The organism is Streptomyces sp. NPDC051907, from assembly GCF_040681075.1.
In the GTDB taxonomy this organism is placed as follows: domain Bacteria; phylum Actinomycetota; class Actinomycetes; order Streptomycetales; family Streptomycetaceae; genus Streptomyces.
In genome coordinates this window covers 1-20,042 of record NZ_JBFAYB010000102.1, presented here as the reverse complement: position 1 = coordinate 20,042, position 20,042 = coordinate 1, and the positions used below count along the sequence as shown (strand labels likewise).

Genomic DNA, 20,042 nt, shown 5'->3' with positions numbered 1-20,042 from the left:
TCTCACGTTCTGTCTATCGCCGGCGCGGGCGGCCCTGGTTCACGCCCGCCAAGGCGACGTAAGAAAACCTGTGAAGGTTGCCCGATGTGGCGCACGCCATAGACGCGACGGAGGATGATCGCGTTGGGTGGGAAGCTCGTTCGGGGGTGGAACGGAAGGGGTCTCACGCGGTGCAGAAGCTGAGCACATGCGACCGGGCCACGGGCCGGCGCCCGTCCGACGTCGAATCGGACGAGGAGACCGCCGGCGCGGCAGCCGCCGAGCCAGGCCGCCCCGCGCGCGTCGAACTCGCCCCGGCGGCCCCCGCGCAGAGCCTCGCGACCTCCGCGCCGAGCCCCGCGGCCTCCGCGCAGAGCCCCTCAACCCCCGCGTCGAGCCCCGCGACCTCCGCGCCCGCCCCTTACCCCAGACGCCCGTGGCTCTGGCGGATGCTGCCCACGCCCGCCGGGACGCCGTTCACCTTCTTCTACGGCCTCGTCCTCCTCGCCACCTCCCTCTTCGCGGAGTTCGGCGATCCGGCGACCGTCGCCGCGCTGCTGGAGCGATCCAGCACCGACGTCGCCCATCTGGCCCAGTCGCCGCTGGTCGTCCTCGTCGCGAGCGCGCTATGGATCGCGGGCGGCCTGGCCTCCCCGTACGCCATAGCCTTCGTCTTCGTGCTCACCACGCTGGAGCGGCGCATCGGCGGCTGGCGCACCGCCGCCGTCTTCGTCGCCGGTCATGCCGCCGCGACCCTCGCCACGGAGATTCCGGTCGGGCTCTCGGTGGCGGCCGGCCAGCTGCCCGCCACCTCGCTGCACCGGCTCGACTACGGCATCAGCTTCGGTCTGATGGCGAGCATCGGCGCCCTGGCCGGGCTGTTCCGCGCGCCGCTGCGCGCGGCGACGCTGGGCCTGGTCTCCCTGGTGCTCGTCCAGGATCTGCTGGCCTTTCAGGACCCGCTCACCAACTGGGGCCACCCGCTCGCCCTGTTGGTCGGACTCGCCTGCTGGCCCCTGGTGCGCCGCTGGTCCCGCCAGGAGGTCAGTCCGCGGGCAGAGCCGCGAACACCGCGCGCAGCGCGGGAAGCCGGTTGAGGTCGTCCGTCGTGACGGTCCGGCCCGCGTGCGTGATGCGGTAGGTGAAGCCGTCCGCGATCGGGCTGCCGGTGGCCTCGGAGGGGAGCCGGGCGAAGTCCGCCTTCTCCAGGGCTTCGCGCAGGGCCGTCAGCTCGGCGGGCGTCATCTGCCCCGACCGGCTGGAGCCGCCCCGTGAGGTCGTGGTGTAGGACCCGTCGTCCTTGACGACCAGTCGGTCGTGCACGCCCGCGTAGCCGCCGGTGACGGTCGTCTCGACGAGCGTCCGCGCGGCGTCGGGCGTCCTGGAGGGCGTGTCCGAGGGGGTCTTGGCGGGCGTCCGGGAGGGCGGCGCCGCATCCGAGGAGGTATCCGAGGGCGCGTCGGTGGGCGTGTGCGCGGTCGAGGACGGCCCGGGCGCGGGCGTCGTCGAGACCGTCGCGGACCGGCTCGCGGGCGACGCCGTCTCGCCGCCTCCGCACGCGGCCGTCGCCGCCGTCATCACCGCCGCGAGCACCGCACCTGCCGCCGCCGTCCTTGTCCGCATGGCCCCGCCCGCCGTCCGTATCGCACCTGCCAGCACGTGCCCTGGCTGCCCGACGTCACCTCGAACTCTGACGTCCTCATACAGCGCAGTTACCTCATCCTGCGCGCTCCACTCCTCTTTCCGCGCTTCCTCCGCCGCTCATTGGCGCGTTCCCGCCTTCCGGCCTTCCCCTGACCGGGCGTCAGGCCGCCGGGCCGTAGTAGAGGCTGACCAGCGGCGACTGCGCACGCCAGCCCAGCGACTCGTACAGAGCTCGCCCTTCGAACGTCGCGCCCAGAATGCCTATGGACGCGCCGCTGTCGACTGCGGCGTTGTGGAGGGTGCGCATCACCAGGCTGCCGAGCCCCTTGCGCTGGTGGGCGGCGGCGGTCTCCACCTGGTCGACGACCGCGGTGGTCCCCGTCGGGGCGACCTGGCCTCGTGCGGCGAACGAGCCGCCTGCGGCGGTCACCAGAACGCGCGTGACGCCGCCCCGGACCCAGGTCTTCATCGCGTACCCCTCGGGTATCGCGGTCGCGCTCCGGCGGAGCTCGGTGTGCATCAGCCAGCCGGGGTCGTCGGCGGTCCAGTCGGGGCCGACCCAGGACAGGACGGCCTCCGGGTCCGCGAACGCCTTCAGCCAGACCGCCGGGGCGGCGACCTCCGCGGCCACCTTGCGGACGGTCGGCTCGTCGTCGGCGGTCAGGACGTGGCGGGTGGCGTGCTTGACGTGGCCGACGTCGACGGTGAACCCCCAGGGCTCGGCCACCGGGTCCGCCGCGCCGCGCGAGACGACCCAGCCGTCGACCCAGGCCCGGACGGTCTCGGCGGTGGAATCGAAGGGCATCCGCACTCCTCGGAGTGAGCTATAGACGATCAGTAATAGACGACATGTGCCTGCGTCTATTACATCGACTGGGAGGCACCGCCGCGAGAGGTGATCGCTCAGAGCGAACGCAGCCGCGGGAACATCCCTGAGCGCCCATGCATTGAGTCCACATAGCTCAACTTGACTGCCGAAGGTGAGATCATGGCTGCTGAGTCCAACGCGTTCACGTCGCTCACTCTCCCCGTGCTGCCGCTCGACGACGAGGTCGTGCTGCCGGGCATGGTGGTACCGCTCGACCTGTCCGACGCCGATGTGCGCGCCGCGGTGGAGGCCGCCCAAGCCGCCGCCCGATCCAGTGGTGCCAGCAAGCCGCGGGTCCTTCTTGTTCCGCGGGTCGACGGGACGTACGCCGCCACCGGCGTGCTCGGCACCGTCGAGCAGGTGGGCCGGCTCTCCGACGGCGACCCCGGCGCCCTGATCCGCGGCCGGAGCCGGGTGAAGATCGGCGCGGGCACCACGGGCCCCGGCGGCGCCCTATGGGTCGAGGGAGCCGAGGTCTCCGAGACGGCCCCCGACCCGCTGCCCGGCTCGGTCGTCGAGCTGGTCAAGGAGTACAAGGCGCTCGCCACCGACTGGCTGAAGAAGCGCGGCGCCTGGCAGGTCGTCGACCGCGTCCAGCAGATCGACGACATCTCCGCCCTCGCCGACAACGCCGGCTACTCGCCCTTCCTGACCACCGCCCAGAAGGTCGAGCTGCTCGAGACCGCCGACCCGGTGGCCCGCCTCAAGCTGGCCGCCGAGCAGCTGCGCGAGCACCTCGCCGAGCAGGACGTCGCCGAGTCCATCGCCAAGGACGTCCAGGAGGGCGTCGACAAGCAGCAGCGCGAGTTCCTGCTGCGCCGCCAGCTCGAGGCCGTGCGCAAGGAGCTGCGCGAGATCAACGGCGAGAGCGGCGAGGACGAGACCGACGACTACCGGGCGCGCGTCGAGGCCGCCGACCTCCCCGAGAAGGTGCGCGAGGCGGCGCTCAAGGAGGTCGACAAGCTCGAGCGCTCCAGCGACCAGAGCCCCGAGGGCTCCTGGATCCGCACCTGGCTCGACACCGTCCTCGAACTGCCGTGGAACGAGCGCACCGAGGACGCGTACGACATCCAGGGCGCCAAGGCGGTCCTGGACGCCGAGCACGCGGGCCTCAAGGACGTGAAGGAGCGGATCACCGAGTACCTGGCGGTGCGCAAGCGGCGCGCCGACCGCGGGCTCGGCGTCGTCGGCGGACGGCGCGGCGGCGCGGTGCTCGCGCTCGTCGGCCCGCCCGGCGTGGGCAAGACCTCCCTCGGCGAGTCCGTCGCGCACGCTATGGGGCGCAAGTTCGTCCGGGTCGCGCTCGGCGGCGTACGGGACGAGGCCGAGATCCGCGGCCATCGGCGTACGTACGTCGGCGCGCTGCCCGGCCGTATCGTCCGGGCCGTCAAGGAGGCCGGGTCCATGAACCCGGTCGTCCTCCTCGACGAGATCGACAAGGTCGGCTCCGACTTCCGCGGCGACCCGGCCGCGGCCCTGCTCGAAGTCCTCGACCCGGCGCAGAACCACACCTTCCGCGACCACTACCTGGAGGTCGAACTCGACCTGAGCGACGTCGTCTTCCTGGCCACCGCGAACGTCCTGGAGGCCATCCCGGAGGCGCTGCTCGACCGGATGGAGCTCGTCAGGCTCGACGGCTACACCGAGGACGAGAAGGTCGTCATCGCCCGGGACCACCTGCTGCCGCGCCAGCTGGAGCGGGCGGGCCTGGAGCCCGGCGAGGTGACGGTCGAGGAGTCCGCGCTGCGCAAGCTCGCGGGGGAGTACACCCGTGAGGCGGGCGTGCGGAACCTGGAGCGCTCGGTGGCCCGGCTGCTGCGCAAGGTGGCGGCCCAGCACGAACTGGGCGACCAAGAGCTGCCGTTCAGCATCGGCGCCGAGCAGCTGCGCGCGCTCATCGGCCGGCCGCACCATGTGCCCGAGTCCGCCCAGGACCCGGCCGAGCGCCGTACGGCGGTGCCCGGAGTGGCCACCGGCCTCGCGGTCACCGGCGCGGGCGGCGACGTGCTCTATGTCGAGGCGTCGCTCGCCGACCCGGAGACGGGCGCGGCGGGGCTCACCCTCACCGGTCAGCTCGGCGACGTCATGAAGGAGTCCGCGCAGATCGCCCTGAGCTTCCTGCGCTCGCACGGCGCCGAGCTGGAGCTGCCGGTCGCCGACCTCAAGGACCGGGGCGTGCACATCCACTTCCCGGCGGGCGCGGTGCCCAAGGACGGCCCGAGCGCGGGCATCACGATGACGACGGCGCTCGCGTCGCTGCTCTCCGGCCGCCAGGCGCGCACGGACGTCGCGATGACGGGCGAGGTGTCGCTGACCGGACGGGTGCTGCCGATCGGCGGTCTGAAGCAGAAGCTGCTGGCCGCGCACCGGGCGGGCGTCACGACGGTCGTGATCCCCAAGCGGAACGAGGCGGACCTGGACGACGTGCCGGCGGAGATCCTGGAGAAGCTGGAGGTCCACCCGGTGACGGACGTCCGCCAGGTGCTGGAGATCGCCCTCGCCCCGGCGGAGGTCGCGGTGACGGCGGCGGCGTAGCAGCGCCGGACGCGAGGGGGCGGCCCGTCTCGGAGCGGGCCGCCCCCGGGCGCGACCCGGAACGCCACACCCCGGAACGCCAGACCCCGGAACCGGACGCCCCGGAACGCCAGACCCCGGAACGCCAGACCCCGGAACCGGGCGCCCCGGACCGGCGGATCCCATAGGGATGAGAACGGACCTCATAGAGGCCGAGAAAGGCCGAATACCGACGCCGGCAGCGGCTCGGCTCGCCGCCTGACGGCCGTCGTCCACCCACGAGAGCGCTGCGAGCAGGCAGCAGCACACCTCTATAGGCGCCGCCGCTCCATAGCCGCCGCCGCTCTCTAGGCGCCGGGCCGCCCGCCCGGCACCTACGCGCGCGCAGCCCGCTCGTACAGCTCGTGGGCCCGCTCGTCGAAGAGCGCCGCCGTCGACTCGCTGTCCGTGTCGCCGCCGCTGAGCACGGCGATCAGCCGGCCCTGGTGCTCGGCGTCCTGGTAGTCGGCGAGCCAGGGCGCGCCGCTCGTCCCGCTCCAGAAGCCCCCGCACTCCATCCGCAGCATGCGGGGGAGTTCGGGGTCCTCATGGGTCTCGGTGGTGCAGGCGATGGGCCGGTTGCCGGGGTTGTGCTCGGCGTTCGGGTAGGCGACGACGGTGACCCGGCGTTCGGGCGACGACGACCAGTCGGCGGCCGCGCCGCCCACGACCTGCTGAGCCTGGCGGCCCTCGGCGTCCGGCTCCAGGGTCAGGAAGGCGTAGTCGGCCGTGTCCGCGTCGTCGGCGTCGTCCTTCCAGCGGTCGTCGAGCTGGACCGCCCGGACCTTCCACCGTCCGTACGGAAACGTCCCCTGGCCCTCCCCCGTGAAGCCGGGCGCGAACTCCAGCACGTCGTCCTCGTCCCGGGCGTCGCCCCCCGCCTCCTGGAGGCAGTGCGCGGCCGTGGCGACGACGTTGCCCTTCGGGCTGGCCACGACGCTCGCGGTGCAGAAGTGGTCGCCGTCCTCCTCCACCAGCACGCCGACCGACGAGGCGCCGGCGATGGGGGAGGCGGAGGAGTCCGGGGCGGGCGCGGCGCCCCGCGCGTTCGAGGCGGCGGAGGAGCCCGCGGAGCCGGTCGCTCCGGGCTGTTCGGCGGACGACGCCGGCGCGGTGCATCCGGCGACGACGACGGCGAGCACGGCCATGAGGGGCCACAGCCGCGCCGTCCGCCAGATCGTCGGTCTCGTGCCGCCGAGTCCGGCCGCGCCGATCATCCCGTTCGTACGAGCGTGCCCGTTCATCAGCACATCCTTGCATCCTGGTCTTTGAGAGCATCCGCGGCATCCGCGCCCTTTCAACACATCCCGAGCGCCTGAGGAACGGACGGCCTGAGGAGCGGCCGACCAGGCGCGCGGACGACCGAGCAGACCGAGGACCGACCGCCGAGCGCGTCAGTCCAGCCACCCCCGCAGCGTCGCCTGCGCCCCCGCCTGGAAACGGGTCCGCGCCCCCAGCGTCGCCAGCAGCCGGCTGATCCTCCGCCGCGCGGTGTGCACATGGACGCCCAGCCGGCGCGCTATGGCCTCGTCCTTCAGCCCCGCGGCGAGCAGGCCGAGCAGTTCCCGCTCCTCGCTCGCCAGCGAGCCGCCGCCGCTGCCCGAGCCGCCCAGGGGCGTCGCCCGGTCCCACACCGTCTCGAACAGCGACACCAGCGCGTCGCGCAGCAGCGGGTCCCCGATCACCAGGGCCGTGGCCGCCGGGTCCGCCGCGTCGGCCGGCGGGAGCAGGGTGAGCCGCCGGTCCACCGAGATCAGCCGGGTGGGGACGGCCGCCGCGACCCGGGCCCGCAGCCCCTGCTCGACGAGTCCGGTCAGCGTGTGGACGCGGCCCGGGTAGGCCCCCGGGCAGGCGAGCCCGTCCCGGTCGAGGACGGCCCGCACCTGCACCCCGCGGTCGAGCAGCGCCTCGATGTCCAGCCCGGGAGGCGGGCCGCCGCCCCCGGGTCGCCCTCTGACATACGGCGTCCTGTCCAGGATCGCCACCTCCCGTTCCGCCGACGCCAGTAAGTACTCCGCCCGTTCGGCGATCGTCCGCGGTCCCGTCACCACCTCGATGCCGTCCCCGGCCGCGCCGTGCGCGCCGGAGGCCAGTCGGTCCGCGAGCAGGTCCGCGCTCATGCGTAATCGCTCGAGCTCAGCGGACCGCAAGTGGAGCTCGGCCTGGCGGCGGTGGATGAGCGTGCGGATGGCGGCGGCGGGCGCGGCCGGGTGGGGCAGCCCTCCTCCCGGCGCCGGCAGCGCGAGCCCGTGCTCGACGAGATGGCCCAGGGCCGTCTCGAGCCGTTCTCTCGGCAGCCCCAGCAGGCGCGCCAACTCATCGGCCCCGACGGCCCGTTCCTTGAGCAGCGCCTCATAGGCGCGCTCCTCGGCCTCCCCCAGGCCAAGGGTCTGCAACTCCCCCTCGGTCATGCATCGGATTCTCACTCTGTCTTCACGCGGCACACAAGTGTGCATGTCCACTTGTCAACGTGCAGGCCACATTGATCGGTTGGCGTCTCACAGGTTGCATGGCCATGACCACCTTTACGGCTTGACCAGCACGTGGGAGGGGTACGTACTGTGCGCGAAGCTAGGACAGGCACACAGAGATCGGGATTCGCCAGGGGGACCGGTCTCGCCGCACTGCTCGGCGCGGCCGGGCTGCTGCTCACCGCGGTACCGGCTCAGGCGGTCACCCCGCCGGCCACGACCGCACCGCCCGCCGACGTCATCCCGGGGGCCGAGACGGCCACGCCGTCGCTCGTCGACGACATCCGCGAGGCGGCGGACGCCAAGGCGAGCCCGGCCGACGCGGCCCGCGGCCACCTCGACGCCAAGGAGAGCCGCTACAAGATCGCTGACGCCCGGCGCGACCTCGCGCCGCTGCAGACGGTCAAGCGCGGCGCCGAGGAGACGGTACGGCTCCAGCAGAAGCACCACGGCATCCCGGTGTTCGGCGGCCAGTACGTCGTGCGCATGGAGGCCAAGGACGGCAAGCGGGTCGTCACCGGCGCCTCCGGGAAGTACTTCACCGGTCTGAAGACCGACGTCGAGGCGAGCGTCAGCAAGGAGACCGCCGTGCAGCGCGCGGTCTCGGCCACCGCCATGCGCCTGGGCGGCAAGAAGCTGAGCAAGTCCGACGCGCTCGCCGGCAAGGACGCCAAGTCCGCGAAGGCTGCGGCCCTCAGCGGCACGGCGGGCGGCCTCGTGGTGATCCCGCGCGGCGAGGGCGTCCTCGCCCACAAGGTGACCGTACGGGGCACGAATCCGGCCACCGGCGAGCCCGTCGTCCAGCACGTCTTCATCGACGCGCAAGCCGGGTACCCGGTGCTCCAGTTCAGCGGCGTCAAGACGGTGACCGCGAAGAGCCCCGCCGCGTCCGGCGCGGTGGCCAAGGCGGCGCCGCAGGGCGCGACGGCCGACGACGCCGATCCCACCGCCTTCCCCGGCGTCAAGGGCAGCGGCGTCAAGCTCGACGACGGCAAGGTCGACCTCGACCTGTATCTGGACGCCACCCGCAACCAGTACCTCCTGCGCGACTACTCCCGGATGTGGGGGAGCACCAAGAACACCCTCGCCACCTGGGACGCGCGCGGCCGGGACGTGAGCGAGGTGGCGGGCGTCTGGCCGTCCGGGCTGAAGGAGTTCGGCAGCGCGGCCAAGGAGTTCGGCAAGGACGCCACCTCGTCCGGCGCGGTCGACGCGCACTGGGCCGCCGGACAGGTCTACGACTACTACAAGAACAGGCACGGCCGTGACGGCCTCGACGGCCGAGGCTCGACCGTCAACTCCCTCGTCGGCGTGACCGAGTTCGGCTCCCCGCTCGTCAACGCCTTCTGGGACGGCCAGAAGATGGTCTACGGCAGCGGCGACGACGAGTACAAGCCGCTCTCCGCGGACGTGGACGTGGTGGGCCACGAGATGACGCACGGCGTCGTCGAGAACACCGCCAACCTCGTCTACGCCGGCCAGTCCGGCGCGCTCAACGAGGCCGTCGCCGACTACTTCGGCAACGCTATAGACACCGCCGTCTCCGGCGTCGCCATGGACGACCCGGACTCCGGTCTGGTCGGCGAGGACCTGTGCCGTACGACGGCGCCGCGCCAGTGCGCCTTCCGCAACATGAACGACGGCGCGAGCACGTCCAAGAACTTCCTGGGCGTCGCCTTCGGCACCGACAACGGCGGAGTGCACCTCAACTCCACGATCTTCTCCGGCGCGCTGTGGGACATGCGCCAGGACATCGGCGCCGAGCTCGCCGACAAGATCGTCTACAAGGCGCTCGCCGAGTACCTCACCCCGCTCGACGGCTTCACCGACGGCCGCAACGCGGTGCTCGCCGCCGCCAAGGACCTCGGCGCGAGCGCGCAGCAGCTGGGCATGGTCAAGCGCTCCTTCAGCGCCCACGGCATCGTCCCGGGCTGGGAGGACGCCCTCGGCGTCGACTCCGACCAGCTGCTGGGCAAGCTGAACGTCTCCGGCTCCGGAGTCCAGGCGGGCGGCGACTGGTGGACCGCGTCGCAGTCGAACGACGACGGCTCGGAGCCGTACTCCGTCTACGCCGGCCGCGTGGACGGCAAGGGCTCGCCGAAGCTCCTCAGCCCCAACGACGGCCGCTACCACGTCCGCCCGGCGACCGACGGCAAGACCGTGGTCTGGGCGGCGTACGGGACGACCAGCCTGGACATCCTGTCCCGGCCGCTCGCGGGCGGACCGATCAAGAAGCTCTACACCTCCACGAGCGACATCAGCGGTCTGCGGGTGGAGAACGGCATCGTCGTCTTCGAGTCGTTCGGCATCTTCGGCGACCGGCACGTCGGCTACCTGCGGCCCGGCGACAAGAAGCCGACCTATGTGGACGGCGCGGGCTGGGAGGTGCTCACCGCCCTTCCCTCGGTCAAGGACGGGAAGCTCGGCTACGCCAAGCTGTACCCGGTCGGCGGCCAGTACAAGCTGGGCGTCGAGGTCTACGACCTGAAGACCGGCAAGGCCGCGCTCACCGAGCAGCTGGGCGACCCCCAGACGCTCGGCCAGACCGCGATCAACACCCGGCACGTCTTCTCGCTGGTCGACGAGAACCTCGCCGACGACGGCCAGATGTCGGTGCTCCGCTCGAACCTGGACGGCACGGGCACCGTGGACATCAGCCCCGAGGCCAAGCCCGGCGCCCTGGCCGCCTTCGACCTGACGGTCTCCGAGGAGGCCGTCACGGTGAACAGCGCGCTGCCCTCCTCGACCCTGCGCAACGAGGCGCTGCCGAAGCTGTGGCAGCTGACGACGGACGGCTCGCGCCGCGAGCGGGTCTCCTGCAACCGGGGCGAGCAGATCTCCCCGGCCGCCGTCTCGGGCAGGCAGGTCGTGTGGATCGACGGCACGACCGGCTGGACCGACCTGGTCACCCGCGAACGCCCCGCGGGGCTGTGCGGCTGAACCGCTGAGTGCTACGCATGAAGGACCCCCGGCGCCCGTGCGCCGGGGGTCCCGCACATGTCCCGCACAATGGAATATGTGAACGATCAACGCGAAGAGCACGGCCTGGACCTGCGAGGAGACTGCGAGAGCTGCTTCGGCCTGTGCTGTGTGGCCCTGCCCTTCTCCCGATCATCGGACTTCGCGGCCGACAAGGACGCCGGAACGCCCTGCACGAATCTGCGCACCGACTTCCGCTGCGGCATCCACACCCGGCTGCGGCCGTCCGGCTACTCCGGCTGCACGGTGTACGACTGCTTCGGCGCGGGCCAGAAGGTCTCGCAGATCACCTTCGGCGGCCAGGACTGGCGGCGCGCGCCGGACACGGCGCGGCAGATGTTCGCGGTCTTCCCCGTCGTACGACAGCTGCACGAGCTGCTCTGGTATCTGACCGAGGCGCTGACGCTGCGGCCGGCCCGCTCGCTCCACGGGCAGCTGCGCGCGCTGCTGGAGACGACGCGGGAGCTCACCCTCGCCCGTCCCGAGGCGCTCGCCGAACTGGACGTGTCGGCGCACCGGCAGCAGGTCGGCGCGCTGCTGCTGGCGGCGAGCGAGCTGGTGCGGGCCGAGGCCGGGCGCGAGGGGCGCAAGCAGAAGGACCGCCGGGGCGCGGACCTCGTCGGCGCGCGGCTGAAGGGCGCGGATCTACGGGGCGCCCATCTGCGGGGCGCGTATCTGATCGCCGCCGATCTGCGCGGCGCCGATCTGCGGCTGGCCGACTTCATCGGCGCCGACCTCAGGGACGCCAACCTCGCGGGAGCGGATCTGACCGGCGCGTTCTTCCTCACTCAGCCCCAGGTGAACGCGGCGAAGGGCGACGCGGCCACCCGGCTGCCGTCCGGGCTGACCCGCCCCGCGCACTGGGCCTGAGGGCCGCTGTCGCGGAGCGGGCCGGCGAGGCGGGCGAGGCTGGCCGGGCCGATCAGCCGTTGGCGAGGGCGACGACGCGGTCGAACGCGCCGTTGAACCGGTCGTGGTCGCCGACGATCGGTCCGGTGGAGGTGTACTGCCACATCGTGTGGAACGGCCAGCCGGCCGGGAGCGTGCCCGGGGTGGTGTTGTAGCGGGCGATCCAGAGCGGGTTGACGGCGCCGAAGCCGCCGTAGTCGCCCGTGCACTGGGTCCACCAGCTGGTGGCGGTGTAGATGACCGCGTCGCGCCCGGTGCGCGCCTTGTAGCGGTTCAGGAAGTCGCGGATCCAGCCGACCATGGCCGACGGGCTCATGTCGTAGCAGGCGGATCCGTAGGGATTCCACTCGATGTCCAGCACGCCGGGCAGGGTCCTGCCGTCGCGTGACCAGCCGCCTCCGCCGTCCACGAAGTAGTCGGCCTGGGCGGTTCCGCTCGCTGTGTCGGGGGTGGCGAAGTGGTACGCGCCGCGGATCATGCCGATGTCGTACGAGCCGTTGTACTGCTGGGCGAAGTAAGGGTTCTTGTAGTAGGTGCCCTCGGTGGCCTTGACGTAGGCCCACTTCACACCGCTGGCCCACAGGGCGGTCCAGTCGACGTCGCCCTGGTGGCTGGAGACGTCGACGCCTTCCGTCTGGGCCGCGCGGGGATCGCGGGGCGCGCCGCCCTGGCCGTCGTGGGGGATGACGCCCATGCCCAGGTAGGCGTAGCCGCGCGGGGGGAAGTCGGCCGCGCCGGCGGGGCCGGGGAGAGTGAGGAGGAGGGAGAGGACTGCGAGGAGTGTGCCGGCAGCCGCGAGACGCGAGCGGCCGGTCGTTCCGGATCTGTGCACGGGCATAGCGTGCCTCCGAAGACCTCGGGTGGGGGGATCTGGCGACGTGTCGACATGTCGTGGCGGACCGGGCAGCCCACCAAGTGGCGGACCTTATGGTGTGGACATGTCATGAACGACGCTAGGCGCGTAGACAGTGATGCGGAAGGGGCACGGGGTGCTGCCGTTGGTCTACGCCTGCGAAATACTGGCCGAGCTGCGGCGATCGCCGCCGCGGGCGGTGACTTTCAGGATTCAGAAAGCGTGCGAGGGGTGCTGACGTGCACGAAGGCGGTACGGGGAGTGAGCCGGGCCCCACGCAGGACCATGGTGTGCACCATGAATTCCTCGCGCTGGAGCGGGAGTTGGCGGTCTTTCTGCGCCGGGCGAGGGCGTCGTCGGGCGAGATGGCGCGCGAGGTCCACCCCGAGCTGGAGCCGGCCGCGTACGGCCTGCTCGTCCGTCTCGAGGAGGCGGGACAGCAGCGCGCGACCGCGCTCGCGGGCTACTTCGGCGTCGGCAAGGCGACGATGAGCCGTCAGCTGCGCGCCCTGGACGAGCTGGGCCTGATCGCCCGCGAGCCCGACCCGGCCGACGGCCGGGCCTCACTCGTCCGGCTCACGGACGAGGGCCGGGCCCGATTCCGCCGGGTGAGGGACGCGCGCCGCGACCGGTACGTCCGCAAGCTGGCGGGCTGGGACCGCGGCGAGATCGCGGAGCTGGCGAGGCTGCTGCACCAGCTGAACGCGCGGGCGGAGGGGTAGGGGGAGCGGGTCGCCGCTGCGGGGCCAGGGGGGAGCGTCCTCATCCCCGCCCGACCGCTATAGCGCGACGAAGACCGCCGTCGCGTCTATAGCTCGACGAAGACGGCCGTCGCGTCGTCGTGGAGCTTCCAGCGGATCACCGGCGTCCGCTCCTTCGCCGAGGTCTCCACCGCCCTGACCCGGTCGATCACGCCCTGCGGGCCCTCCTTGCGCAGCAGGGCCAGGCACTGCGGCCAGTCGCCCTCGGCGAACATGTCCACCCAGCGCGACGCACCGTCCGTCAGAGCCGCCATAGCGCGCACGTCCGCCCGAGGCGTCGTCCCCGTCACCGCCCGCGCCGCGACCTCGGGGTCCGCCGCCGCCGTGAAGAAGCCGCCCTCGGCGTTGCGCAGCGCGTCGGCCGAGGCGTGCGTGCGCAGCGACTCCCTCGGCAGCCGGTCGATGCGGTCGTCCAGCACCGCCCGCACCTGGCCGTCCGGCGACTCCAGCAGGAGCGTCGAGTCCGAGAGCACCAGATGCTCCACGCCCCGGGACTCCCGGCCCCAGCGCGCCATGACCACCGTCGCCTGAGGCGTGCGGACGTGAGAAAGGTCACACGTTCCCCGGTGCGCGTCCGCGGTGCGGCGGATTGCCTCGGCCAGGATCTCCGCCAGTGTCAGATCGCGCCGCGAACCGGACAGTTCGACCAGCGCGCCGCCCAGCCTGGCCGTGAACCACGGGACCCCGTGCACACAACCGTCCTCGCCCTGAGGGGGCGTCACCCCGTCCAGCACAACGATCGTGCCGCCCTCGCCGGAGGCGGGGACGGTCGCGGACGCCCAGTCCTCGTTGGGGCGTTCGGGGCTGCCGGGGGCGGTGGCGAGTTCGAGGCGCATGCCGACCAGTCTGCCTGAGTCCCCACGACTCCTTCACATGGTCCGCATAGCCGTGCAATTGGACCGTACGGGCAGGTCAGACGCGTGATCGGGGATGGATCAGGGCCCTGTGCGGGGCTGCGGGCGCGCATACTGCCAAAGCCTCGGCCGAAGTTCCAGCCGACGGTCCGCGGCCCGGCGAAGCGGCCCTCTGGACAAGTTGTTTGCCAACTCCTGAGTGATGTTCACTCGTTCGGGTGGCGGAGCGGCCGATGCGCGCCCCCCTCCCAAAAGCGCTGGAAAGGTCGTAAGACGTACCAGGGGTGGGGCTCACGCGCGTGACCGGTCGTCATCTCTGCTTCATGGGTGGACGAGTCAAGCAAGATTGCGAGCACCGGTGCAGAAGAAGCGGCCTCGGAGCGACGGCGGCAGGCCCTCCGGAACCCCGGGCGGCTCCCCAGGCGACTCCCCGGCTCAGGACGTCCCCGCCGGCCGGCCCGTGCGCGTACGCCGCCGGCTCGTCGCGGGCGTCGCCGTGGTCAGTCTCGTGGTCGTGGGAGCAGGCGCCCCCGGCGTCCTCGCCGTCTCCGGCGAGCTGACCGACTCCCAGAGTCTGGTCACCCTCTCGGCGCTCAACCGCCAGGCCGTCACCCTCGCCCACTCCCTCTCCGACGAGCGCGACGAGGTCACCGCGTACATCGCCGCCGGCCGCGACGAGCAGCGAGTCGACAAGGCCGAGCAGCGCAAGATCTCCGCCAGCCGCAGCGCCCGCGTCGACCGGCAGATCGACGAGATCCGCGGCAGCGTCCCCGCCGAGCACGCCGAGCTGAGCAGCGACCTCGCCGCCGTCCCCTCCGTACGCCGTACCGCCCTCACCGGCAAGGGAACGGCTATGGAGGCCCACCGCGCCTACAGCGAGATCGTCAAGGGGCTGCACGCCCTCGCCGACGAGCTCGCCGACAAGACCCCGCCGCGCGCCTCCCAGCCCGTGGGAACGGACGACCGCAGCGCCACCCGCGCCCCCGCCGCCCTCGGCCTCGCCGTCGACCAGGCCTCCGCCAGCCGGGGCCTGCTGCTCGCCGCCCTCGCCGTGCCGAGCAAGGAGCGCGCGCCGATCTACGACCCCGTCACCGGGCTCCCCGTGCAGCCCGAGGAGGACGCGAGCAGCCCGGAGGCCCGCAACCGCAACGCCCTCACGGCCGCCGCCCAGCAGGCCAGGGTCCGCGAGCTCGCCGCGCTCGCCGACTTCGACCAAGCCGCCGGCGAGAGGGCCCGCGACTCGCTCACCGCCACGGTCAGCGGTCCCGAGGTCAAGACCGCCGAGCGCTATCTCGCCCGCCTCACCGACCAGCCCGAGCTCTCCACGTCCGAGCGCAAGACCGACCCGGAGAAGCTGGACGCGGCGCTCTCCGCCCGCGTCGAGCAGATGCGGGGCGTCGAGTCCTCCCTCTCCTCCGGCCAGGTCGAGCGCTTCGAGCAGCTGCGGGACGACGACGTGACGGCCCTCGAAGTGCGGATCGCCCTGCTCGGCGGCTGTCTGCTGGTCGCCGTCGGCGTCTGCGCCGCCGTCGCCCGCACGCTCACCCGCCCGCTCGCCGTCCTGCGGATCGGCGCGGCCCGCCTCGCGGCCGCCCCCGAGACGGAGGAGCCGGTCCGCTTCACCGGCCGCAACGACGAGTTCGCCCAGGTCGTACGGTCCCTGAACAGCCTGCACAGCAGGCTCCGCGAGCTCGGCGCCCGCGCCGAGAGCCTGGACGGCGACCGCGGCGACCTGACCGCGGCCCGCGACGCCATGGCCGCCGAGCTGGCCGCCGGACGCGCCGAGCTCCAGCAGCGCACCGAGGAGCTGACCGCGGAGCTGGAGCGGCTGCGCCACACCGTCCACCACACCGTGGTCAACCTCCAGCTGCGCACGCTCGGACTGGTCGAGCGCCAGCTCGCCGTCATCGAGAAGCTGGAGGAGCGCGAGCAGGACCCGGAGCGCCTCGCCACCCTCTTCAAGCTCGACCACATGGCCACGGTCATGCGCCGCCACAGCGAGAACCTGCTGGTCCTCGCGGGCGCGGAGCACGGACACGGCCACGTCGGGCCGGTCCCGCTCGTCGACGTGCTGCGCGCGGCCGTCAGCGAGATCGAGCGGTACGAGCGCGTGGTCATCCAGTCCCTTCCGGCACACGCGCAGGTCGCCGGGTTCGCCGCGGACGACCTCAGCCACCTCGTCGCCGAGCTGCTGGAGAACGCCACCTCCTTCTCGCCGCCGGACGCCCAGGTGGAGCTGTCCGGCTGGCTGCTGGAGAGCGGCGAGGTGATGCTCTCCGTCCAGGACTCCGGCATCGGGATGGCCGCGGCGCGCATCGCCGAGCTCAACGCGCGGCTCGAGGACCCGGACGCGTACGAGGCGACGCCGGGCGGCGAGGGCGACGGCGAGGGGCTCGGGCTCCGGGTCGCCGGACTGCTGGCCGCGCGCCACGACGTGCGGGTGCGGCTGCGCGAGCAGAAGCAGGGCGGGGTCACGGCGGTGGTCGTGCTGCCCGCCGCCCTGCTGCCGTCGGGACCGCCGGAGGCCGCGCCGACGCACATCGCGCCGGGCGACGGGCCCACCGTGAACCTGCCCGGCTCCGTGGCCGAGGCCAACTCCAACGCCCTGCCGGCCAGCACGCGGCAGACGGACGCGCTGATCGCGGCGGCCGAGCAGTCGATCCGCGCGGCGCAGGAGCAGGACGCCCACGAGCGGACGGCCGACGGCGAGCCGGGCGGAGGGCTGGGCGGGGGGCCGCAGACGTCGGGCGGGCTAGACCAGGACACGTTCGCGATGCGCCTGCCGGAGCCGGAGCCTGAGGTGCACCCGGAGCCGGAGCCTGAGCCGGTGTCGAGCCCCGAGCCGGAGGCCGTCGCACCCGAGCCGGAGCTGGAACCCGAGCCCGAGCCCGAGCTGGAGGCCGCGGTACCCGAGCCGGCCCCCGAGCCCGACGCGCCCCGGTGGGAGCGGGTCACCGACAAGGGGCTGCCCAAGCGCACCCCCAAGCTGGCCAGGACCGCCGCGCCCGAGCCGGGCGAGCGGACCGGCAGCATCGACGCCGAGGCCCTGCGCGCCAAGCTCGGCGGCTTCCACCAGGGAGCGAAGGCCGGCCGCCGCGACGTCGAGGCCGAGATCGCCGAGACTGCCGAGCCCACAGAGCCCACAGAGCCCACAGAGACCACCGAGACCACAGAGACCACCGAGACCACCGAGACCACCGAGACCACCGAGACCACCGGGCCCGCGGACCGACCGGGCCGGGCAGCGCAGACGGCACGACTGGAGGACGACGAGACCCAAGCGCGTACGACACCAGAGGAAGCGGGGGACACAGTCGAGGAGGCACGCAGTTGACTGCGACCGGCACATTCGGCCTGAGCAGCGAAGCCCGCAATCTGCACTGGTTGTTGAGCAATCTCGTCGAGGAGGTGCCAGGAGTCCGCTCAGTCGCCGTCGTGTCGTCCGACGGACTGCTGCTGCTCTCCTCCGACCCCGCACAGAACACGGCGCCGACGGCGGCGAGACGTCCCGAGGGCCCCAAGGGCTCCAGCGCCGACCTCGCCACGATCGTCTCCGGCATCGGCAGCCTCACCCTGGGCGCGGCCCGGCTGATGGAGGGCGGAGCCGTCAAGCAGACCATGGTCGCCATGGACGAGGGCAGCGTCTTCGTCATGAACATCAGCGACGGCTCGCTGCTCGGCGTGCACGCGACGCCCGACTGCGACATGAGCGTGGTCGCGTACCACATGGCCCTGTTCGTCGGCCGCGCCGGACATGTGCTCACCCCCGAACTCCGCAGCGAGCTGCGCCAGTCGCTGGAGGACGCCCGGTGAGGCCCGCAAGGCTGCCGATACGGGGAGGGGACCGGCGCCCCGCCCGGGTCCGCCCGTACTCCCTCACCGGCGGACGCACGCGCTTCGGCCACGTCCTGCTCGTGGAGACCTTCGTCGCCGCGCTCGACGCCCCGCCGGAGCGCCGCGAGCTGCCGAACGGCTCGCTCGCCACCCGGGTCATGCCGGAGCTGCGGGCGATCGTCGACCTGTGCCGCCGGATGCGTACCGTCGCCGAGATCTCGGCCCTGCTGAGGATGCCGCTGGGCGTCGTGCGGGTGCTGCTCAGCGATCTGGCCGACCAGGGAAGGATCCGCGTGTACGGGACCGGGCACGGCGCCGGCCGTCCCGACCGCGCGCTGCTCGAAAGGGTGCTGAGTGGACTCCACCGGCTCTGACACGCTCTTCGCCCGTCCCGAGCAGCCCGAGGAGCAGCTCCAGACGTGGCAGTTGGACACCTCCCGGGCCCCGGTCGCGACCAAGGTCGTCGTCGCGGGCGGCTTCGGCGTCGGCAAGACCACCTTCGTCGGGTCGGTCTCCGAGATCACGCCGCTGCAGACCGAGGCGCTGATGACGCAGGCGAGCGCGGAGACGGACGATCTCTCCGCGACGCCCGAGAAGCTGACCACCACCGTGGCCATGGACTTCGGCCGGATCACCCTCGACGACGACCTGGTGCTGTACGTCTTCGGCACGCCCGGTCAGCAGCGGTTCTGGTTCATGTGGGACGACCTGGTGCGCGGGGCGATCGGCGCGATCGTCATGGCCGACACCCGTAGGCTGCCGGACTCCTTCCCGGCGCTCGACTACTTCGAGAGCTGCGGGCTGCCGTACATCGTCGCCGTCAACCACTTCGAGGGCACGGAGCTGTTCGAGGCCGCCGACGTACGGGAGGCGCTGACCGTGGCGCCGCATGTGCCCGTGGTCGTCATGGACGCGCGCAACCGGGTCAAGGTGATCGAGTCCCTGCTGGCCCTGGTCGGCCACGCGCTCGAAGTGACGCCCGAATAGCGCCCGAGCGGCCTCCCTCGAACCATCCGCCCCCCCGAAAAGCCAGTTACGGAGAGCACGTCTCATGCGGAAGATACTCATAGTCGGAGCCGGTCAGTCCGGTCTTCAGCTCGCCCTTGGGCTCCAGTCGCGGGGCTACGAGGTCACCTTGATGTCCAACCGCACGGCGGACGAGATCAGGTCCGGCCGTGTGATGTCCACACAGTGCATGTTCCACACCGCCCTCCAGCACGAGCGCGACCTCGGCATCGACTTCTGGGCGTCCCAGGCCCCGCGCATCGAGGGCCTCGGCGTCTCCGTCGCCGGCCCGGAGTCCCGGGTGATCGACTGGGTGGGCAGGCTGGACGGCATCGCCCAGTCCGTCGACCAGCGCGTGAAGATGGCCGGCTGGATGGAGACCTTCGCCCAGCGGGGCGGCCAGCTGGTCGTCCACGGCGCGGCGGTCTCCGACCTGGAGTTCTTCGCCCGCGCCTACGACCTGGTGCTGGTGTCGGCGGGCAAGGGCGAGCTGGTCTCCATGTTCGGCCGCGACGCATCCCGCTCCCCGTACGCCGAGCCGCAGCGCGCGCTGGCCGTCTCCTACGTCCACGGCCTCGGCCCCCGCCCGGAGCACCCCGAGTTCGACGCGGTCCGCTGCAACCTGGTGCCGGGCGTCGGCGAGCTCTTCGTGATGCCGACCCTCACCACCACGGGCCGCGCGGACATCCTCTTCTGGGAAGGCATCCCCGGCGGCCCCCTGGACGTCTTCCAGGGCGTCAAGGACCCGGCCGAGCATCTGGCGCTGACGCTGGAGCTGATGGAGAAGTTCACGCCGTGGGAGTACGCGCGCGCCACCAAGGTCGAGCTGACCGACGCGGGCGGCACGCTGGCGGGCCGGTACGCCCCGACCGTACGGAACCCGATCGGCCGCCTCCCCGGCGGCGGCCTGGTCCTCGGCGTCGCGGACGTGGTCGTGGCCAACGACCCGATCACCGGCCAGGGCTCCAACTCGGCGTCCAAGTGCGCGGCCTCGTACCTCGACTCGATCGTGGAGCACGGGGACGGGGCGTTCGACGAGGCGTGGATGCAGTCGACGTTCGACCGCTACTGGGCGACGGCGCAGCATGTGACGAAGTGGACGAACGCGATGCTGGGCGTGCCGCCGGAGCACGTCCTGGGCCTGATCGGCGCGGCGGGCGAGCTGCCGGCGGTGGCGAATCGATTCGCTAACGGGTTCAACGATCCGTCGGACTTCGAGGAGTACTTCTACGATCCCCGATGCTGGACGTGATGCTGGAGCGGGAGGACGTCTCCTCCGCCGCGCGCTCGATCAGGCATCTGTGGTGCGGCGGCGAGGCGCTCACGCCCGAG

Annotated in this window: 16 protein-coding genes; 10 read left to right on the top strand and 6 right to left on the bottom strand. The window is 72.5% G+C overall.

Annotated features, from left to right (window positions below; genetic code table 11):
- Nucleotides 1-170: 170 nt before the first annotated feature.
- Nucleotides 171-1,076, top strand: a complete 906-nt coding sequence (locus tag AB0M39_RS34710) for a rhomboid-like protein (protein ID WP_365370942.1) — start codon at nt 171-173, stop codon at nt 1,074-1,076.
- Here AB0M39_RS34710 and AB0M39_RS34705 read toward each other — a convergent pair.
- Complete coding sequence (locus AB0M39_RS34705) at nt 1,024-1,602, bottom strand: hypothetical protein (RefSeq protein ID WP_365370940.1); 579 nt, start codon at nt 1,600-1,602, stop codon at nt 1,024-1,026. The genes AB0M39_RS34710 and AB0M39_RS34705 overlap by 53 nt on opposite strands.
- A 181-nt stretch (nt 1,603-1,783) precedes the next feature.
- Nucleotides 1,784-2,428 (bottom strand): GNAT family N-acetyltransferase, encoded by a 645-nt coding sequence (locus tag AB0M39_RS34700; protein WP_365370938.1) that lies wholly within the window; start codon nt 2,426-2,428, stop codon nt 1,784-1,786.
- A 183-nt stretch (nt 2,429-2,611) separates the two neighbouring features.
- On the opposite strand from AB0M39_RS34700, the gene lon reads away from it, so the two are divergent.
- On the top strand, nt 2,612-5,026 hold the full coding sequence (gene lon, locus AB0M39_RS34695; protein WP_365370936.1) for an endopeptidase La: 2,415 nt from the start codon (nt 2,612-2,614) through the stop codon (nt 5,024-5,026).
- 353 nt (nt 5,027-5,379) lie between these two features.
- Here lon and AB0M39_RS34690 read toward each other — a convergent pair whose 3' ends face one another.
- Entirely contained in the window at nt 5,380-6,288 is a 909-nt protein-coding gene (locus AB0M39_RS34690; protein WP_365370934.1) for a trypsin-like serine protease, read from the bottom strand.
- Between the two features lie 150 nt (nt 6,289-6,438).
- Nucleotides 6,439-7,455: a helix-turn-helix domain-containing protein gene (locus AB0M39_RS34685; RefSeq protein WP_365370932.1), complete on the bottom strand. Its 1,017-nt coding sequence runs from the start codon at nt 7,453-7,455 to the stop codon at nt 6,439-6,441.
- A gap of 150 nt (nt 7,456-7,605) precedes the next feature.
- On the opposite strand from AB0M39_RS34685, the gene AB0M39_RS34680 reads away from it, so the two are divergent.
- Together AB0M39_RS34680 and AB0M39_RS34675 are read left to right on the top strand one after the other, a co-directional pair.
- Nucleotides 7,606-10,455 (top strand): M4 family metallopeptidase, encoded by a 2,850-nt coding sequence (locus AB0M39_RS34680; RefSeq protein WP_365370930.1) that lies wholly within the window; start codon nt 7,606-7,608, stop codon nt 10,453-10,455.
- 78 nt (nt 10,456-10,533) lie between these two features.
- Entirely contained in the window at nt 10,534-11,364 is an 831-nt protein-coding gene (locus AB0M39_RS34675) for a pentapeptide repeat-containing protein (protein ID WP_365370928.1), read from the top strand.
- Nucleotides 11,365-11,416: 52 nt separating this feature from the next.
- Here AB0M39_RS34675 and AB0M39_RS34670 read toward each other — a convergent pair whose 3' ends face one another.
- Nucleotides 11,417-12,241: a lysozyme gene (locus tag AB0M39_RS34670; protein ID WP_365370926.1), complete on the bottom strand. Its 825-nt coding sequence runs from the start codon at nt 12,239-12,241 to the stop codon at nt 11,417-11,419.
- Between the two features lie 254 nt (nt 12,242-12,495).
- Here AB0M39_RS34670 and AB0M39_RS34665 point away from each other — a divergent pair, with 254 nt between their 5' ends.
- Nucleotides 12,496-12,978, top strand: a complete 483-nt coding sequence (locus tag AB0M39_RS34665; RefSeq protein WP_365370924.1) for a MarR family transcriptional regulator — start codon at nt 12,496-12,498, stop codon at nt 12,976-12,978.
- Nucleotides 12,979-13,064: 86 nt separating this feature from the next.
- On the opposite strand, the gene AB0M39_RS34660 is transcribed toward AB0M39_RS34665, so the two are convergent.
- Complete coding sequence (locus AB0M39_RS34660; RefSeq protein ID WP_365370922.1) at nt 13,065-13,853, bottom strand: hypothetical protein; 789 nt, start codon at nt 13,851-13,853, stop codon at nt 13,065-13,067.
- 376 nt (nt 13,854-14,229) lie between these two features.
- Between AB0M39_RS34660 and AB0M39_RS34655 the strand changes: the two genes are divergently transcribed.
- From AB0M39_RS34655 to AB0M39_RS34635, 5 genes are all read left to right on the top strand, one after another.
- Nucleotides 14,230-17,205 carry a nitrate- and nitrite sensing domain-containing protein gene (locus AB0M39_RS34655; protein ID WP_365370920.1) on the top strand — a complete coding sequence of 992 codons (2,976 nt, stop codon included), beginning with the start codon at nt 14,230-14,232 and terminating at the stop codon, nt 17,203-17,205.
- Nucleotides 17,202-17,684 (top strand): roadblock/LC7 domain-containing protein, encoded by a 483-nt coding sequence (locus AB0M39_RS34650; RefSeq protein ID WP_365370918.1) that lies wholly within the window; start codon nt 17,202-17,204, stop codon nt 17,682-17,684. The genes AB0M39_RS34655 and AB0M39_RS34650 overlap by 4 nt, the downstream gene beginning before the upstream one ends.
- Nucleotides 17,681-18,079, top strand: a complete 399-nt coding sequence (locus AB0M39_RS34645; protein ID WP_365370916.1) for a DUF742 domain-containing protein — start codon at nt 17,681-17,683, stop codon at nt 18,077-18,079. Before AB0M39_RS34650 ends, AB0M39_RS34645 begins: the two co-directional genes overlap by 4 nt.
- Nucleotides 18,060-18,692 carry an ATP/GTP-binding protein gene (locus AB0M39_RS34640; protein WP_365370914.1) on the top strand — a complete coding sequence of 211 codons (633 nt, stop codon included), beginning with the start codon at nt 18,060-18,062 and terminating at the stop codon, nt 18,690-18,692. Before AB0M39_RS34645 ends, AB0M39_RS34640 begins: the two co-directional genes overlap by 20 nt.
- A gap of 64 nt (nt 18,693-18,756) precedes the next feature.
- Nucleotides 18,757-19,962 (top strand): styrene monooxygenase/indole monooxygenase family protein, encoded by a 1,206-nt coding sequence (locus AB0M39_RS34635; protein WP_365370912.1) that lies wholly within the window; start codon nt 18,757-18,759, stop codon nt 19,960-19,962.
- Nucleotides 19,963-20,042: the final 80 nt, after the last annotated feature.

Excerpts from the sequence above, each read along its gene's own strand:
- AB0M39_RS34705 (WP_365370940.1), bottom strand. The coding sequence starts at position 1,602 with ATGCGGACAAGGACGGCGGCGGCAGGTGCGGTGCTCGCGGCGGTGATG.
- AB0M39_RS34700 (WP_365370938.1), bottom strand. The coding sequence starts at position 2,428 with ATGCCCTTCGATTCCACCGCCGAGACCGTCCGGGCCTGGGTCGACGGC.
- lon (WP_365370936.1), top strand. The coding sequence starts at position 2,612 with ATGGCTGCTGAGTCCAACGCGTTCACGTCGCTCACTCTCCCCGTGCTG.
- AB0M39_RS34690 (WP_365370934.1), bottom strand. The coding sequence starts at position 6,288 with ATGAACGGGCACGCTCGTACGAACGGGATGATCGGCGCGGCCGGACTC.
- AB0M39_RS34685 (WP_365370932.1), bottom strand. The coding sequence starts at position 7,455 with ATGACCGAGGGGGAGTTGCAGACCCTTGGCCTGGGGGAGGCCGAGGAG.
- AB0M39_RS34670 (WP_365370926.1), bottom strand. The coding sequence starts at position 12,241 with ATGCCCGTGCACAGATCCGGAACGACCGGCCGCTCGCGTCTCGCGGCT.
- AB0M39_RS34660 (WP_365370922.1), bottom strand. The coding sequence starts at position 13,853 with ATGCGCCTCGAACTCGCCACCGCCCCCGGCAGCCCCGAACGCCCCAAC.
- AB0M39_RS34635 (WP_365370912.1), top strand. The coding sequence starts at position 18,757 with ATGCGGAAGATACTCATAGTCGGAGCCGGTCAGTCCGGTCTTCAGCTC.